The sequence below is a fragment of the Streptomyces sp. NPDC055103 genome (genome assembly GCF_053607625.1).
The window spans coordinates 68,339-82,651 of sequence record NZ_JBSGTX010000021.1; the positions used below are offsets into that span (position 1 = coordinate 68,339).

General features: G+C 72.5%; 13 protein-coding genes. 8 read left to right on the plus strand and 5 right to left on the minus strand.

The genetic code is table 11. The features are described from left to right. Window positions 1-111 precede the first annotated feature (111 nt). A complete protein-coding gene (locus ACWFR1_RS15895) occupies window positions 112-1,149 on the minus strand; it encodes a DUF3533 domain-containing protein (protein WP_453551197.1) in 1,038 nt (345 codons plus the stop codon). A 182-nt stretch (window positions 1,150-1,331) separates the two neighbouring features. Between ACWFR1_RS15895 and ACWFR1_RS15900 the strand changes: the two genes are divergently transcribed. After that, entirely contained in the window at window positions 1,332-4,805 is a 3,474-nt protein-coding gene (locus ACWFR1_RS15900; protein ID WP_453551199.1) for a DNA polymerase III subunit alpha, read from the plus strand. A 32-nt stretch (window positions 4,806-4,837) separates the two neighbouring features. On the opposite strand, the gene ACWFR1_RS15905 is transcribed toward ACWFR1_RS15900, so the two are convergent. Together ACWFR1_RS15905 and ACWFR1_RS15910 are read right to left on the minus strand one after the other, a co-directional pair. Further along, window positions 4,838-5,392 carry a Clp protease N-terminal domain-containing protein gene (locus ACWFR1_RS15905; RefSeq protein WP_453551201.1) on the minus strand — a complete coding sequence of 185 codons (555 nt, stop codon included), beginning with the start codon at window positions 5,390-5,392 and terminating at the stop codon, window positions 4,838-4,840. Beyond that, window positions 5,392-5,601 (minus strand): helix-turn-helix domain-containing protein, encoded by a 210-nt coding sequence (locus tag ACWFR1_RS15910; protein ID WP_026058749.1) that lies wholly within the window; start codon window positions 5,599-5,601, stop codon window positions 5,392-5,394. The genes ACWFR1_RS15905 and ACWFR1_RS15910 overlap by 1 nt, the downstream gene beginning before the upstream one ends. Before the next feature lie 66 nt (window positions 5,602-5,667). Here ACWFR1_RS15910 and ACWFR1_RS15915 point away from each other — a divergent pair, with 66 nt between their 5' ends. From ACWFR1_RS15915 to ACWFR1_RS15925, 3 genes are all read left to right on the plus strand, one after another. Further along, entirely contained in the window at window positions 5,668-6,627 is a 960-nt protein-coding gene (locus ACWFR1_RS15915; RefSeq protein ID WP_453551204.1) for a DNA polymerase Y family protein, read from the plus strand. A 191-nt stretch (window positions 6,628-6,818) separates the two neighbouring features. Next, window positions 6,819-7,697: an esterase/lipase family protein gene (locus tag ACWFR1_RS15920; protein ID WP_453551207.1), complete on the plus strand. Its 879-nt coding sequence runs from the start codon at window positions 6,819-6,821 to the stop codon at window positions 7,695-7,697. A 149-nt stretch (window positions 7,698-7,846) separates the two neighbouring features. Further along, a complete protein-coding gene (locus tag ACWFR1_RS15925) occupies window positions 7,847-8,608 on the plus strand; it encodes a D-Ala-D-Ala carboxypeptidase family metallohydrolase (protein WP_453551209.1) in 762 nt (253 codons plus the stop codon). A 3-nt stretch (window positions 8,609-8,611) separates the two neighbouring features. On the opposite strand, the gene ACWFR1_RS15930 is transcribed toward ACWFR1_RS15925, so the two are convergent. Together ACWFR1_RS15930 and ACWFR1_RS15935 are read right to left on the minus strand one after the other, a co-directional pair. Continuing rightward, window positions 8,612-9,625 carry a lytic polysaccharide monooxygenase gene (locus ACWFR1_RS15930; RefSeq protein ID WP_453551211.1) on the minus strand — a complete coding sequence of 338 codons (1,014 nt, stop codon included), beginning with the start codon at window positions 9,623-9,625 and terminating at the stop codon, window positions 8,612-8,614. Window positions 9,626-9,863: 238 nt separating this feature from the next. Next, complete coding sequence (locus tag ACWFR1_RS15935) at window positions 9,864-10,532, minus strand: response regulator (RefSeq protein WP_453551213.1); 669 nt, start codon at window positions 10,530-10,532, stop codon at window positions 9,864-9,866. 132 nt (window positions 10,533-10,664) lie between these two features. On the opposite strand from ACWFR1_RS15935, the gene ACWFR1_RS15940 reads away from it, so the two are divergent. The 4 genes from ACWFR1_RS15940 to ACWFR1_RS15955 all read left to right on the plus strand — a co-directional run bounded on the left by ACWFR1_RS15940 (window position 10,665) and on the right by ACWFR1_RS15955 (window position 14,232). Continuing rightward, entirely contained in the window at window positions 10,665-11,648 is a 984-nt protein-coding gene (locus ACWFR1_RS15940) for a Bug family tripartite tricarboxylate transporter substrate binding protein (protein ID WP_453551216.1), read from the plus strand. Next, on the plus strand, window positions 11,645-12,151 hold the full coding sequence (locus ACWFR1_RS15945; RefSeq protein ID WP_453551219.1) for a tripartite tricarboxylate transporter TctB family protein: 507 nt from the start codon (window positions 11,645-11,647) through the stop codon (window positions 12,149-12,151). The genes ACWFR1_RS15940 and ACWFR1_RS15945 overlap by 4 nt, the downstream gene beginning before the upstream one ends. A 3-nt stretch (window positions 12,152-12,154) precedes the next feature. After that, window positions 12,155-13,651, plus strand: a complete 1,497-nt coding sequence (locus ACWFR1_RS15950) for a tripartite tricarboxylate transporter permease (protein ID WP_453551222.1) — start codon at window positions 12,155-12,157, stop codon at window positions 13,649-13,651. Window positions 13,652-13,812: 161 nt separating this feature from the next. Then, window positions 13,813-14,232: a DUF6299 family protein gene (locus tag ACWFR1_RS15955; RefSeq protein WP_453551224.1), complete on the plus strand. Its 420-nt coding sequence runs from the start codon at window positions 13,813-13,815 to the stop codon at window positions 14,230-14,232. The last annotated feature ends 81 nt before the right edge of the window (window positions 14,233-14,313 follow it).

Consider the following 14,313-nt stretch of genomic DNA (forward strand, 5'->3'; position numbering starts at 1 on the left):
CCTCCCGCCCATGGCCGTGCCGGGCCCCAAGCCCTCGGTGCCCGCCCCGTGGTGCCCCCCCGCCGCGGCGGGGGGCCTCCTCTGTGTGCCTTACGGCCTCCTCCGTGTGCCTTACGGACGGGCCTCGGCCGGCTCCTCCGCGATCGGCTCGGCATCGGGCTTGCGCTTCAGCGAGGACATCACGAGGGTGACGACGGCGCCGACGACCGCCCAGGCCGAGAGGACCAGCATCGAGGCGGTCATGTCGTTGCCCTTGAAGTACGCGATCGAGCGTGCCGCCCAGGTGCCGGCGCCCGGCGGCAGGGCGGGGCCGATCGCCTTCCAGAACGGGGGCAGCATCGGCAGCGGGAAGGCGCCGCCCGCGCTGGGGTTGCCCGCGACCACGATGAGGAGGATCGCCAGGCCGATGCCGACGATCCCGAAGACCGACTGCAGGGCGAGGGTGGCGGCGCCGACGGCGAAGACGACCAGGGTGCCCAGGCCCCACAGGGCGGCGACGCTGCCGGGCAGGGCGCCCAGGATCGGCCCGACGATGATCGCGCCGCCGAGGCCGCCGAGGGCCGAGTAGAGCGCCAGGACACCGAGGCGGATGATCGCGCGCTCGCGGTTCGCGGGCCGGGAGCCCGCACTGATCGCCAGGATCGCGGCGCAGATGTAGCCGCCGACGCACCAGCCGACGACGAGGTAGAAGGCGGAGAGTCCGTCGAAGTCCTCCGCCGACGCGGGGGCCACGTCGACCGTCCTCACGGTGCGCTGCTGGGTCGCCTCCACCTTGGTGAAGATCGTCTCCAGGGCGGAGGAGAGCACGGTGCCGCCGCCGGAGGCGACGAGCAGGGTGTCGGTGCGGCCGGTGGGGTCGACGAGGAGGGCCCCGTCGATGTCCCGGTTCATGATCTGCTTCCGCGCCTCGGCCTCGTCGGTGACGGTCCGGGGGTTGATCGGTGTGCCGGGGAGCTTCTCCAGCTGCCCGACGAGCTGGGCTGAGACCTGCGGCGGCGCGACGACGCCGAAGGGCACGTCCGTCGGCTTGGGGTGGTGCAGGGCCCCGACGTACGAGGTGATGAACAGGAGCTGGAGGGCGAAGACGCCGACGACGAGCAGGGCGGCTCGGGGGGTGACGGCGCTTTTCAGTTCATCGACGAGACTCATGCCCCCCAGGTTCCTGGGCGAAGGACGTTTCCGCAGGTGGGAGGGGTCCGAATGGCTGAGCCGGAGGGCGGAGGGGTGTCCCTCGTACGGGTTATCGTACGGACGTTCGAAATGAGTTAGGGTGGGAACGAGGGGGTGGGAACGTACGTACGAATTCGATGCGGGAGTGCGGGAGGTGCGCCATGCCGGGATTCACGCACCTGCACGCCGCGTCGGGCTACTCCCTGCGTTACGGGGCCTCGCACCCCGAACGGCTCGCGAAGCGCGCCGCCGAGCGGGGCATGGACGCGCTCGCCCTGACCGACCGCGACACCCTCTCCGGCGCGGTCCGCTTCGCCAAGGCGTGCGCGAAGGAGGGCGTCCGCCCCCTCTTCGGCGTGGACCTCGCGTACGAGGTGCCGGAGCCGGTGAACGGGACGGGCCAGGGCTCCGCCCGCCGGGTGCCCGTGCGCGGTGGCGCCTTCGTCGACGAGTCCGCGCCCCGCGCCCTCTTCCTCGCCCGCTCCCGCACCGGCTGGGCCTCCCTCTGCGCCATGATCACCGCCGCCCACGCCGGGGGAGGGGGCAGCCCCCTGCTGCCCCGGCCCGCCCTGTGCGCCGACGACGTGACCGTGCTGCTCGGCCCCGCGTCCGACGTCGGCCGTGCCCTGGTCGCGGGCCGCCCCGACCGGGCCGCCCGGCTGCTCGCCCCCTGGCGCGAGCGGTACGGCGACGCGCTGTGCCTGGAGGCCGTCCACCACGGCCGTACCGGCACCGGCCCCGGCTCCCTGCGGCTCGCCGCCCGTACCGTCGGCTTCGCCGCCGAGCAGGGCGTCCGGCCCGTCCTCACCAACGCCGTCCGCTACGCCGACCCCGGCCAGGGGCCCGTCGCCGACGTCCTCGACTCCGCCCGCCGCCTCGTCCCCGTCGACCCCCGCAAGGAGCTCGACAGCGGAGAGGCCTGGCTCAAGGGCGCCGAGGGACCCGACGGCATGACGGCCGCCGCCGAGCGGATCGTCGAGGCCGCGGGCTTCCGCCGGGACGCCGCCCACCGGCTCCTCGACCGGACCGCGGAGGTCGCCGCCGCCTGCCTGGTCGACCCCGAGGACGACCTCGGCATCGGCTCCGCACACTTCCCCGAGCCGTACCTCGTCGGCGCGGAGCACCGCACCGCCCAGCGCGTCCTCGCCTCCCGGGCCGCCGCCGGCATGGTCCTCAAGGGGTACGGGAAACGGCGCGCCTACTGGGACCGGATGCACCGCGAGCTGGACGTCATCGCCCACCACGGCTTCGCCACCTACTTCCTGACGGTCGCCCAGGTCGTCGACGACGTAAGGGGCATGGGGATCCGGGTCGCCGCCCGGGGCTCCGGTGCCGGCTCCCTCGTCAACCACCTCCTCGGCATCGCCCACGCCGACCCGGTCGAGCACGGTCTGCTCATGGAGCGCTTCCTGTCCAAGCGTCGCACCGCCCTGCCCGACATCGACGTCGACGTCGAGTCCGCCCGCCGTCTGGAGGTGTACCGGGCGATCATCGACCGCTTCGGTACCGAGCGCGTCGCCGCCGTCTCCATGCCCGAGACCTACCGGGTCCGCCACGCGGTACGGGACGTCGGCGCGGCCCTCTCCCTGGACCCGGCCGAGACCGACCGGATCGCCAAGGCCTTCCCGCACATCCGCGCCAGGGACGCGCTCGCCGCCCTCGACGAACTGCCCGAACTGCGCGAACTCGCGGGGGAGCGGGAGAAGTACGGCCGGCTCTGGGAGCTGGTCGAGGCGCTCGACGCCCTCCCGCGCGGCATCGCCATGCACCCCTGCGGGGTGCTGCTCTCGGACGCCTCGCTGCTCGCCCGCACCCCCGTGGTCCCCACCAGCGGCGAGGTCCCCCATAGCCTTAAGGGCATGGGAGGTGCCCCCATCCCCATGTCGCAGTTCGACAAGGAGGACGTGGAGGACCTCGGGCTGCTCAAGCTCGACGTCCTCGGCGTGCGCATGCAGTCCGCGATGGCCCACGCCGTCGCCGAGGTCGGGCGCGCCACCGGCACCCGGCCGGACATCGACGCGATCCCGGAGGGCGACCCCGAGACGTACCGGCTCATCCGCTCCACCGAGACCCTCGGCTGCTTCCAGATCGAGTCCCCGGGCCAGCGCGACCTGGTCGGCCGGCTCCAGCCCGCGACCTTCCACGACCTCGTCGTCGACATCTCGCTCTTCCGCCCCGGGCCGGTCGCCGCCGACATGGTCCGCCCCTTCATCGAGGCCCGGCACGGCCGCGCCCCCGTCCGCTATCCCCACCCCGACCTGGAAGGACCGCTGAAGGAGACGTACGGCGTGGTCGTCTTCCACGAGCAGATCATCGAGATCGTCCGGATCATGACCGGCTGCCGCCGCGACGAGGCCGACCAGGTGCGGCGCGGGCTCTCGGACCCCGAGTCGCAGGGCCGGATCAAGGTCTGGTTCGCGCAGCGGGCCTCGGTGCGCGGATACGAGGCCGAGGCCGTCGCCCGCACCTGGGAGATCGTGGAGGCCTTCGGCTCGTACGGCTTCTGCAAGGCGCACGCGGTGGCCTTCGCCGTGCCGACGTACCAGTCGGCCTGGCTCAAGGCGCACCACCCGGCGGCCTTCTACGCGGGGCTGCTCACCCACGACCCCGGCATGTACCCCAAGCGGCTGCTCCTCGCGGACGCGCGGCGGCGCGGGGTGCCGGTGCTGCCGCTGGACGTGAACCGGTCGGCGGTCGCTCACCGTATCGAACTGGTGTCCGGTAGTCCTGAGCTGTGGGGGCTCCGGCTCGGTCTCACCGACGTCCACGGCATCGGCGAGACGGAGAGCGCCCGCATCGAGGCCGGACAGCCCTACGCCTCCCTCCTCGACTTCTGGGAGCGGGCCCGCCCCCGCACCCCCGTCGCCGAACGGCTCGCCCAGGTCGGCGCGCTGGACGCCTTCGGCGCCAACCGCCGCGACCTGCTGCTCCACCTCACCGAACTCCGGCGCGTCCACCGGGGAGCCGCCTCCCATGGCGGCCAACTCCCGCTCGCCCAGGGCGGGAAGACCGCCCCCGTCGGACTCCCCGACCTCGACGACACGGAACGCCTCAGCGCCGAGCTCGGCATCCTCGGGATGGACGCCTCCCGCCACCTCATGGACGACCACCACGCCTTCCTCCGCGAACTAGGCGTCGTCTCCGCCCAGCGGTTGCGCGACACCCCCCACGGCAGGACCGTCCTGGTCGCGGGCGCCAAGGCCGCCACCCAGACCCCGCCCATCCGCTCCGGGAAACGGGTCATCTTCAGCACGCTCGACGACGGTACGGGCCTGGTCGACCTCGCCTTCTTCGACGACGCCCACGAGCGCTGCGCCCACACCGTCTTCCACTCCTGGCTGCTCCTCGTCCGGGGCGTCGTGCAGCGACGTGGCCCGCGCAGCCTCAGCGTGGTCGGCTCGGCCGCCTGGAACCTCGCCGAACTGGCCGAACTGCGGGCGTCCGGCGGCCTGGAGGCGGTCGGGGCGCGGCTCGCGGAGCCCGTACCGACCGGAGGGGACGCCGACTCCGGCCGCCGCATCACGATGTCCACCGGCTACGAGATGAACCCCTGGGCGGACCTCAAGCCGGCCGGCGAAGGCACGGCGCAGCCGCCCAGGAAGCTCTGGCACAGCAGTCCGGGGAGCGCGGGATGAGCCGCCTTTCCGGCCTCCGGCGACCGTCGCGGTCAGCGCGCCGGTGCGCCGGCGACCGCCGATTCGACGGAGGCGTACGTCACGCCGTGGTCGGCCAGGGCCTCCGCGACGACCCCGCCGGTCGTGGTGAGCGCCAGGAGGATGTGCTCGTCGCCGATCTCCCGGTCCTTGCGGGCCAGCGCCACCCGGAGGGAGTTCTCCAGGATCTTCTTGGCCTCCCGCGAGAAGGAGCGGCGGCCGGACCACCAGCCGGAGTCCTTGCGGTCACCGGCCAGCGCACCCTCGCCGTGGGTCTCCTCCACCCGGGCCACGATCGCGCCGACGTCGATGCCGAGGTCCGCCAGGGCCTCCTCGTCCGCCCGGGAGAGCCCCGCCCGGCGCCGGGCGTCGGTCAGGGCGGAGACCAGGGACGGCCTGCGGTCCGGCGGGCACAGGGTGCGCAGCGCCTCCGTCGCCCGGGTGCCCTCCCCGTCGAGCAGGGCGAGCAGCAGATGCTCCTGGGTGACGACCGTCGCGCCGCTCCGTTCCGCGTGCTCGGCCGCACCCTTCACCGCAGTGCGTGCGGCCTTCGTGAACCGTTCGAACATCACTGCCTCCCGTACTTCTTGTGGACGGCCTGTCGGCTGACTCCCAGTTCGGCCGCGATCTCCTGCCACGACCACCCCTGGTTGCGCGCGCTGCGCACCTGGACGGCTTCCAGCTGTTCCAGTAGTCGCCGCAGGGCGGAGACGGCCCGTAGTCCGACCCGTGGGTCGCGGTCGCCGGCCCGTGCGGCGAGATCGGTCGCATCGGTCATGGTGTCAACTTACGTTGACAGTACTCGCGCGTCAACCTTGGTTGACGGGGGCGGAGGAGGGGCGGCATGATCCTCTGTATACGGTTCCGGCTCGAACCCATGGGGGAAGTCCTCTTCCCTCAACTGGTCGATCTGCTAGGAGAGTTCACCCCGACCGTCGAGGCCGCCCCGCCCTCCGAGGCGCTCGCCGACGTGCGCGGCGCGCTGCGCTACTTCGACTGGAGCCCCGCCGAACTCGCCTCCGTGATCCGGGTCAGGGCGCTCGCCCTGTACGGCGTCGACTGTGTCATCGGCGCCGGGCCCAACCCCATGCTGGCCCGGATGGCGGCGAGCGGGGCACGGCCCGGTGTCACGCTCGTCGTCGACGACCCCGAGGCCTTCCTGCGCGACCGGCCGGTCGTCGCGCTCGACGGCGTCGGCCGCGCCACCGCCCGTACCCTCTGCGGCTACGGGCTCGACTCCGTCGGCCGTGTCGCGGCCGCGCCGCTCGCCGTGCTCCAGCGGCTCGTCGGCGCGAAGGCCGGCCGCGACCTGTGGGAACGGGCCCGGGGCATCGACCGCACCCCCGTCGTCCGGCACGCCGCCTCGCGGTCCGTCGCGGCCGAGCGCGCCTTCCCGCGCGACGAGACCGACCGTACGGAACACCGCAGGGCCCTCCTCTCGCTCGCCGAGGAGCTGGGCGCCCGGCTGCGGACCGAGGGGCAGGTGTGCCGGGGGCTCGCCGTCACCGTGCGGTACGCGGACCGGAGCACGACGACCCGGAGCCGTACCCTGCCCGAACCCACCGCCCACTCGGCGGCGCTCGGCACCCTCGCGTACGCGCTCCACGACTCCCTCGGCCTCCAGCGGGCCCGCGTGCGGGGGATCGCGCTGCGCGCCGAGGGGCTGACGGGGGCCGAGGGGGCCGCGCACCAGCTGTCCCTGGATCCGGCGGACGAGAAGGCCCGGCGGGTCGAGGCGGTGGCCGACCGGGCACGGGCGAAGTTCGGCCCGAGGGCGATTCTGCCGGGATCGCTGGCGGCCTGAGGTGGCCGCGCCGCGTCTTTGACGACACATCACTTTTTACCGACGCGTAACTTCCCAGTCGAGGCTACCCGTGCGTAGCTTTGGCTGAAGCGCATCCCCACCGCGCATCCCCACCGCGCATCCCCACTTGTGGTCCGGACCGCAGGGCGTACTGCACCGTCATTCCCCTTGAGCCGCAAGGAGATCGCCCGATGCTGCCCCGGAAGTCCTGGAAGCACGCCGTCAGAGCGCTGTCCGTCCTCCTGCTGACCGCCGCCGCCACGCTCGCCCCCACCGCCACCGCCTCGGCCCAGACGGAGACCGTCACCGCCGGCCGCGGCTGGAACGACTTCTCCTGCACGCCCTCCGCCGCGCACCCCCGCCCGGTCGTCCTCGTCCACGGCACCTTCGGGAACTCCGTCGACAACTGGCTCGTCCTCGCGCCGTACCTGGTCAACCGCGGCTACTGCGTCTTCTCGCTCGACTACGGCCAACTGCCGAACGTGCCCCTCTTCCACGGTCTCGGCCCCATCGCGAAGTCCGCCGAACAGCTCGACGCCTACGTGGACCGGGTCCTCGACGCGACCGGCGCCCCCGAGGTCGACCTCGTCGGACACTCGCAGGGCGGCATGATGCCCCGCTGGTACCTCAAGTTCCTCGGCGGCGCGGAGAAGGTGAACGCGCTCGTCGGGATCGCCCCCGACAACCACGGCACCACCCTCCTCGGCCTCACCAAGCTCCTGCCGTACTTCCCCGGCGCCGAGGACCTGATCAGCGCCAACACCCCCGGCCTCGCCGACCAGATCGCCGGCTCGGCCTTCATCACCCAGTTGAACGAGGGCGGCGACACGGTCCCCGGGGTCCGCTACCACGTCATCGCGAGTCAGTACGACGAGGTCGTCACCCCGTACCGCTCGCAGTTCCTGTCCGGCCCGAACGTCACCAACGTCCTCATCCAGGACAAGTGCGCGCTGGACCTCTCCGAGCACGTGGCGATCGGCACGGTGGACCGGGTCGCCTTCCATGAGGTGGCCAACGCACTCGACCCGGCCCACGCGACCCCGACCACCTGTCTCTCGGTGATCGGCTGAAGGTCGGCGGTGCCCGGCGAGCGACGGCTTCAGAGGTCCGACCTATGACGCTCGCCGGGCATGGTTGACGCGCGTCGACCTGACGGTCAGTCTCGGGGGTGGCCCGACTCCACGGGTCACCCCCGGTCCCGTGAGGCAATGGAGGCTCGATGCCCCGACGCACCGCACGTTCCGCCCGCTCCCCGCTCGTCCGCCTGCTTCTCTCGATTGTCATGCTCATGGCTTCCGTCGTGGGTGGAGTGGTGGCCACGGCCGGCACCGCTCACGCGGACACCTGCTACACCTGGTCGCGCACCCTCTCCGAGGGAGCCTCCGGCTCCGACGTGACGCAACTGCAGATCCGCGTGGCCGGCTACCCCGGTTACGCCGGGGTCCTCGCGATCGACGGAGCCTACGGCCCCGGGACCGCCGCGGCCGTCAAACGCTTCCAGGCCGCCTACGGACTGGTCGCCGACGGCATCGCGGGCCCCGCGACCTTCAGCAAGATCTACAGCCTCCAGGACGACGACTGCACACCGATCCACTTCTCCTACGCCGAGCTGAACACCTGCAACACCACCTGGGCGGGCGGCGCGGTGAGCGCGACCACCGCCAAGGCCAACGCGCTGCGCACGATGTGGAAGCTGGAGGCCCTCCGGCACGCCCTCGGCGACCAGTCCATCCGGGTCACCAGCGGCTTCCGCAGCTACGCCTGCAACGACGCGGTCGGCGGAGCCTCGTCGAGCCGCCATCTGTACGGCGACGCGGCCGACCTCGGCTCCGGCCCCCACACGCTGTGCCGCCTCGCCCAGCAGGCCCGCTACCACGGCTTCAACGGCATCCTCGGGCCCGGGTACCCCGGGCACAGCGACCACACCCACGTCGATCACCGCGGCAGCCGCTACTGGTCCGCCTCCAGCTGCGGCATCTGAGGGCTATCGGTTCGTCCGGCGCCGCCGGGCCGTCCCGAAGAGCACGACCGCACCGAGCGCGAGCACGGCGGCGCCACCGACCGCGAGGTACGGGGTGGTGGTGTCGCCCCCGGTCTCGGCGAGGAGCTCGCCGGAGCCGGAACCGGCGGCCGGGGCAGGCGCGTTGGACGCCTGAGAGGCGCTCGCGGTCGGCCCCGTGGTCGTGCTTGCGGCCGGGGTCCCGGTCTCGGCGGCGGTCGGCGCCGGAGCGGCCGCCGTCTCCTCCGCCCCGGTCAACGGATCGGCGTCGCCGTGCCCGCCGTGCTCGACGGAGGACTCGTCCTTCCCGTCCTCGATCTGCTCCTCGCTCGGCGCGGAGGCGGTCGGCGCCGGAGCGGTCCCCCCGGTCTCCGCCCCGAACGCCACGTCCGAGCAGGTGTAGAACGCCTCGGGGGAGTCGGAGCGCTGCCAGATCGAGTAGATCAGGTGACGGCCGGACTTCTTCGGCACCGTCCCCTCGAAGACGTAGTCGCCGTTCTCCATCCGCGGGTCGGTCACCGTCGCGAACGGCTTCTCCTCCAGGTCCGACCAGGTCAGCGGCTTCGACGGGTCGTACCCGTCCTTCGTCACGTACAGCTCGAACGAACCCCGGTGCGGGGCCGTCCCCTTGTAACGGAAGGTGTGCGCCCCGGAGTCCAGCCGGCTCGCGGGCCAGTCGCTCCGCGCCAGGTCGAGCCCCCGGTACTTGTCGTTGCCGGCGCTGCACAGCTTGCCGTCCGGGATCAACTGTCGGTGCTGGCCCGCCGCGTTGGCGATGTTCACCGCGTTCCAGTCGTAGAACGCCTGCGCCCCGCTCGCCGCCACGGCCGCCTTGCAGGCCGCCGACCTCGGCGACTCGGGCCCCTCCGCGTAACAGGCCGAGACCCGGCTCACCGGATCCGTCATCGACCCGTGCGCGAACGCGGACCCGGAGGCGAGCCCGGACAGGCCCAGCAGCGCGGTGGCGGTGACGGCCGCGGCCGTACGGCGAGAAGTCATGGGGGGACAGCTCCTTCACGAGGGTGAGCGTGGGGGGTCGCCCAGCAAGCTAGCCGCCCGAAACCGCGAAAAGGCCGATGGGGAGCGGGAGATGGCGATCCTTAGGACCGCTTTAAGGCAGAGGTAAGAGGCGGCTGAGGAACACCCCCGGATGCGCCCCCTTCGCACGCGAGGCGTCCCCACGAGCCCCCGGGTCGTGTCCGGAAAGTCCCGCCTGAGCCGCGACGCCGGACAGGCCCTAGCCCAGCCGCCGGTAGCGCCGCTCCGGTCGTCCCGTCCCCCCGTACCGCAGCGTGATCTCCGCGCGGCCCGTCTGGGCGAAGTACTCCAGGTAGCGGCGGGCGCTCACCCGGGACAGGGAGCCGGCTTCCGCGCACTCCGTGGCCGAGAGGCCCTCCGGGTGGGCGCGGAGGACCGAGTCGACCAGGTCGGCCGTGGGGGCGGCGAGGCCCTTCGGGAGTTCGCGGGAGCCGCGCGGGCGCGTACCGAAGATCTGGTCCACGTCCTCCTGGCGGGCCTCGTCGAGGTCGTCGAGGCGGCTGCGCAGCGAGGCCACGTGCCGGAGCTGCTCGTGCAGCGCCGCCTGGCTGAACGGCTTGATCAGGTAGTGCAGCGCCCCGGCCCGGAGCGCCTCGCGGATCGTGGCCACGTCCCGTGCCGCCGTGATGAACAGCGCGTCCGTGCCCATGCCCGCCGAGCGGAGCTCCCGCAGCACCTGGATGCCGTCCATGTCCGGCAGGAAGACGTCGAGCAGCACCAGATCGGGCCGGAGCCGCTCGGCCGCGCGCAGCGCCTCGGCGCCGCTGTGGGCGACCCCGGACACGGAGAAGCCCTCCACCGCCGACACATAGCGGCAGTGCAGCTTGGCGACCATGAAGTCGTCGTCCACCACCAGCACATTCGTCACGCCGACACGCTAGGTCGCGACCACAAGGACCACAACGTCCATTGATTGCGGAAGAGAGACAGCTTCTTCACGTACCGGCAACATGTGGGCCACCTCACCCCCCCTTTCCCTCCTGCCTGAGAGGCGGCACCCGTGCGTCTGCGCACCCCCCTCGCTCTCCTCGGGTCGGCGTTGCTGGTCCTCGTCGGTCCGCCGCTGCTCACCAGCGGCAGTGACACCGACACCGGCACGCGGATACCAGGACTCCGCTTCATGGTCCCCAACACCCCCGGCGGCGGATACGACATCACCGCCCGCACCGCCGCCAAGAACGCCGAGGAGGCGGACCTCACCGGCGACATCGAGGTCTTCAACCTGCCCGGCGCCGGCGGCACCGTCGGCCTCACCCGGCTCGTCGGCGAGCGCGGCAACGGCCGCCTCGCCATGTCCATGGGCCTCGGCGTCGTCGGCGCCGTCCACACCAACAAGACCCCCAGGACCCTCGCCGACACCACCCCGATCGCCCGGCTCACCGAGGAGCAGGACATCGTCGTGGTCGGGAAGGACTCCCCGTACAAGACGATCCAGGAGCTGCTGGCCGTCTGGAAGAAGGATCCCGGCAAGCTGCCCGTCGGCGGCGGCTCCTCGCCCGGCGGGCCCGACCACCTCGCCCCGATGCTGATGGCCCAGGCCGCCGGGATCTCCCCGAAGGACGTCAACTACGTGCCCTTCGACGGCGGCGGCGAGCTTCTCGCCTCCATCCTCGGCAACAAGGTCGGCTTCGGCGTCTCCGGCGTCGGCGAGTACCTCGACCAGATCAAGGCGGGCGAGCTGCGCCTCCTCGCCGTCACCGGCCCGAAGCGGGTCCCCGGCCTCGACGCCCCCACGCTCCGCGAGGCCGGTCTCGATACCGAGTTCACCAACTGGCGCGGCATCGTCGCCCCGCCCGGCCTCTCCGACGCCGAACGCGAGAAGCTCGTCGGCCTCGTCACCGAGCTGCACGGTTCGCCGCAGTGGCGCGAGTCCCTGAAGACCCACGGCTGGAACGACGCCTTCCTGCCCGGCGAGGAGTTCGGCACCTTCCTCACCGCCCAGGACCGCCGCGTCGCCTCCGTCCTCAAGGAGCTCGGCCTGTGAACAGCACTCTGAAGAGCCGGCTGCGCGAGCGCTCCGAGCTCGGCGTCGGCGTCCTCCTCTTCCTCCTCGGCGTCCTCGTCCTCACCGACGCCCTCACCCTCGACACCGACGTCACCGGCCGCGGCCCCGTCGGCCCCTCCACCGTCCCCCTCGTCGTCGGCTGCGGCCTCCTCGTCGTCGCCGTCCTCCTCGCCGTCGACGTCCTGCGCGGCGGCCGCGGCGAGGCCGAGGCCGGCGAGGACATCGACCTGTCCGAGCCCGCCGACTGGCGCACCGTCCTGCTCCTCGCCGGTGTCTTCCTCGCCTTCGCCGTCCTCATCGGCCCCCTCGGCTTCCCGATCGCCGGCGCCCTCCTCTTCTGGGGAGCGGCCTACGCCCTCGGCAGCCGCCACCTCCACCGCGACCCGCTGATCGCGGCCGTCCTCTCCCTCTTCACCTACGGCGTCTTCGACAAGCTGCTCGGCGTCCCGCTGCCCGGCGGCCCGCTGATGGGAGTGATCTGACCCATGGATTCCCTGAACTCCCTCATCGACGGCTTCGGGACCGCCCTCACCCCGATGAACCTCCTGTGGGCCGCGATCGGCGTGCTCCTCGGCACCGCCATCGGCGTCCTGCCCGGCATCGGCCCCGCCATGGCCGTCGCCCTGCTGCTCCCGGTGACGTACGGACTCGAACCGACCGGCGCCTTCATCATGTTCGCCGGCATCTACTACGGCGCCATGTTCGGCGGCTCCACCACCTCGATCCTGCTCAACACCCCCGGCGAGAGCGCGGCCGTCGTCGCCGCCATCGAGGGCAATCCGATGGCCAAGGCCGGGCGCGGCGCGCAGGCGCTCGCCGCCGCCGCCATCGGTCACTTCGCCGGTGGCATGATCGGCACGATCCTCCTCGTCGTCCTCGCCCCGACCGTCGCCGCCCTCGCCGTCGGCATCGGCGCCCCGGACTACTTCGCGCTCATGGTCCTCGCCTTCATCGCGGTGACCTCGGTCCTCGGCTCCTCCCGGATCCGTGGCCTCGCGTCCCTCCTCATCGGCCTCACGATCGGTCTCGTCGGCCTCGACCAGATGACCGGCCAGCAGCGCCTCACCTTCGGCTCGCTCCAGCTCGCCGACGGCGTCGACGTCGTCATCGTCGCGGTCGGTCTCTTCGCGATCGGCGAGGCCCTGTGGGTCGCCGCGCACCTGCGGCGCACCGCGGGCGACGCCATCCCCGTCGGACGGCCCTGGCTGGACAGGGACGACGTGAAGCGGACCTGGAAGTCCTGGCTGCGCGGCCCGCTGATCGGCTTCCCGCTCGGCGCCATCCCGGCCGGCGGCGCCGAGATCCCCACCTTCCTCTCGTACGTCACGGAGAAGCGGCTCTCGAAGCACAAGGAGCAGTTCGGCAAGGGCGCCATCGAGGGCGTCGCCGGACCCGAGTCGGCGGCCTCCGCCTCCGCGGCGGGCACGCTCGTCTCGATGCTCACCCTCGGCCTGCCCACGACCGCCGTCGCCGCCGTGATGCTCGCCGCCTTCCAGCAGTACGGCATCCAGCCCGGCCCCCTGCTCTTCGAGCGCGAACCCGACCTGGTGTGGGGCCTGATCGCCTCGCTCTTCGTCGGCATGGTGCTGCTGCTCGCCCTCAACCTGCCGCTCGCGCCGGTCTGGGCCAAGCTGCTGCGCATCCCGCGCCCGTACCTCTACGCCGGCATCCTCTTCTTCGCCGCCGTCGGCGCGTACGCGGTGGGTGGCGAGGCGCTCGACCTCGTCATCCTGCTCGTCATCGGGCTCATCGGCCTCGGGATGCGGCGCTACGGACTTCCGGTGCTGCCGGCCGTCATCGGCGTCATCCTCGGCCCGGCCGCCGAGCAGCAGCTCCGCCGCGCCTTCCAGATCAGCGACGGCTCCCTGACGGGCCTGGTGAACACCCCGTTCTCGGTCACGGTCTACGCGGTCGTCGTGATCCTGCTCGCCTGGCCGCTGCTGAGGAAGGTGATCAGGCGCCGCCGTGCCGTGACGGTATGACAGATGCCGTCGAGCGCCGCGCGAGCGGACCGTACGATCGTATTCCCTGCCGAAAAGTCCTCAACTCGCCCCTGATGGGGTGAGTTTCGGACATCGAGCGGCTTGATCCGGTATCCCTGGCGGGCAGCACCATCCCCCCACGCCCCGAAGGGACCCCGCTCATGCGCGTCCGCACCACCCTCACCACCCTCGCCGCAGGCCTCCTGCTCGCCGCCGCCGTCGCCCCTCTCGCCCACGCGGGAGAGGCCGACGGCCTCTCCGTCCACGGACACGGAACCGTCGGCGCCGACAGCACCGTCACCCTGTCCGGCACGTACCGCTGTGTCGACGACAGCGCGGGCCCGGTCTTCGTCAGCTCCACGCTCCGACAGGGGAACCGTTCCGCCGGGATCGGCGGCACCCGGGCCGTCTGCGACGGGCAGATCCACGAGTGGGTCAACACCTCCGTCGTGAAGGACCCCGCCTACCGGCCGGGCGCCGCCCGCGTCGAGGCGCACCTCATGCAGCTCACGGCCGGCCCGATGGGGCTGCCGACGCCCGGCTTCCTCGCGACGGAGGAATCGGACGTCGCCCTGTACTGACCGCCAGCGCCTGTATTGACCGCCAGTGGCTGAACTGACCGTCAGCGGCTGTACTGGCCGCTAGCGGCTTGCTGACCGCCA

Coding starts and splice junctions, on each gene's coding strand:
- ACWFR1_RS15895 (WP_453551197.1), bottom strand. CDS start 1,149: ATGAGTCTCGTCGATGAACTGAAAAGCGCCGTCACCCCCCGAGCCGCC.
- ACWFR1_RS15900 (WP_453551199.1), top strand. CDS start 1,332: ATGCCGGGATTCACGCACCTGCACGCCGCGTCGGGCTACTCCCTGCGT.
- ACWFR1_RS15905 (WP_453551201.1), bottom strand. CDS start 5,392: ATGTTCGAACGGTTCACGAAGGCCGCACGCACTGCGGTGAAGGGTGCG.
- ACWFR1_RS15910 (WP_026058749.1), bottom strand. CDS start 5,601: ATGACCGATGCGACCGATCTCGCCGCACGGGCCGGCGACCGCGACCCA.
- ACWFR1_RS15915 (WP_453551204.1), top strand. CDS start 5,668: ATGATCCTCTGTATACGGTTCCGGCTCGAACCCATGGGGGAAGTCCTC.
- ACWFR1_RS15920 (WP_453551207.1), top strand. CDS start 6,819: ATGCTGCCCCGGAAGTCCTGGAAGCACGCCGTCAGAGCGCTGTCCGTC.
- ACWFR1_RS15925 (WP_453551209.1), top strand. CDS start 7,847: ATGCCCCGACGCACCGCACGTTCCGCCCGCTCCCCGCTCGTCCGCCTG.
- ACWFR1_RS15930 (WP_453551211.1), bottom strand. CDS start 9,625: ATGACTTCTCGCCGTACGGCCGCGGCCGTCACCGCCACCGCGCTGCTG.
- ACWFR1_RS15950 (WP_453551222.1), top strand. CDS start 12,155: ATGGATTCCCTGAACTCCCTCATCGACGGCTTCGGGACCGCCCTCACC.
- ACWFR1_RS15955 (WP_453551224.1), top strand. CDS start 13,813: ATGCGCGTCCGCACCACCCTCACCACCCTCGCCGCAGGCCTCCTGCTC.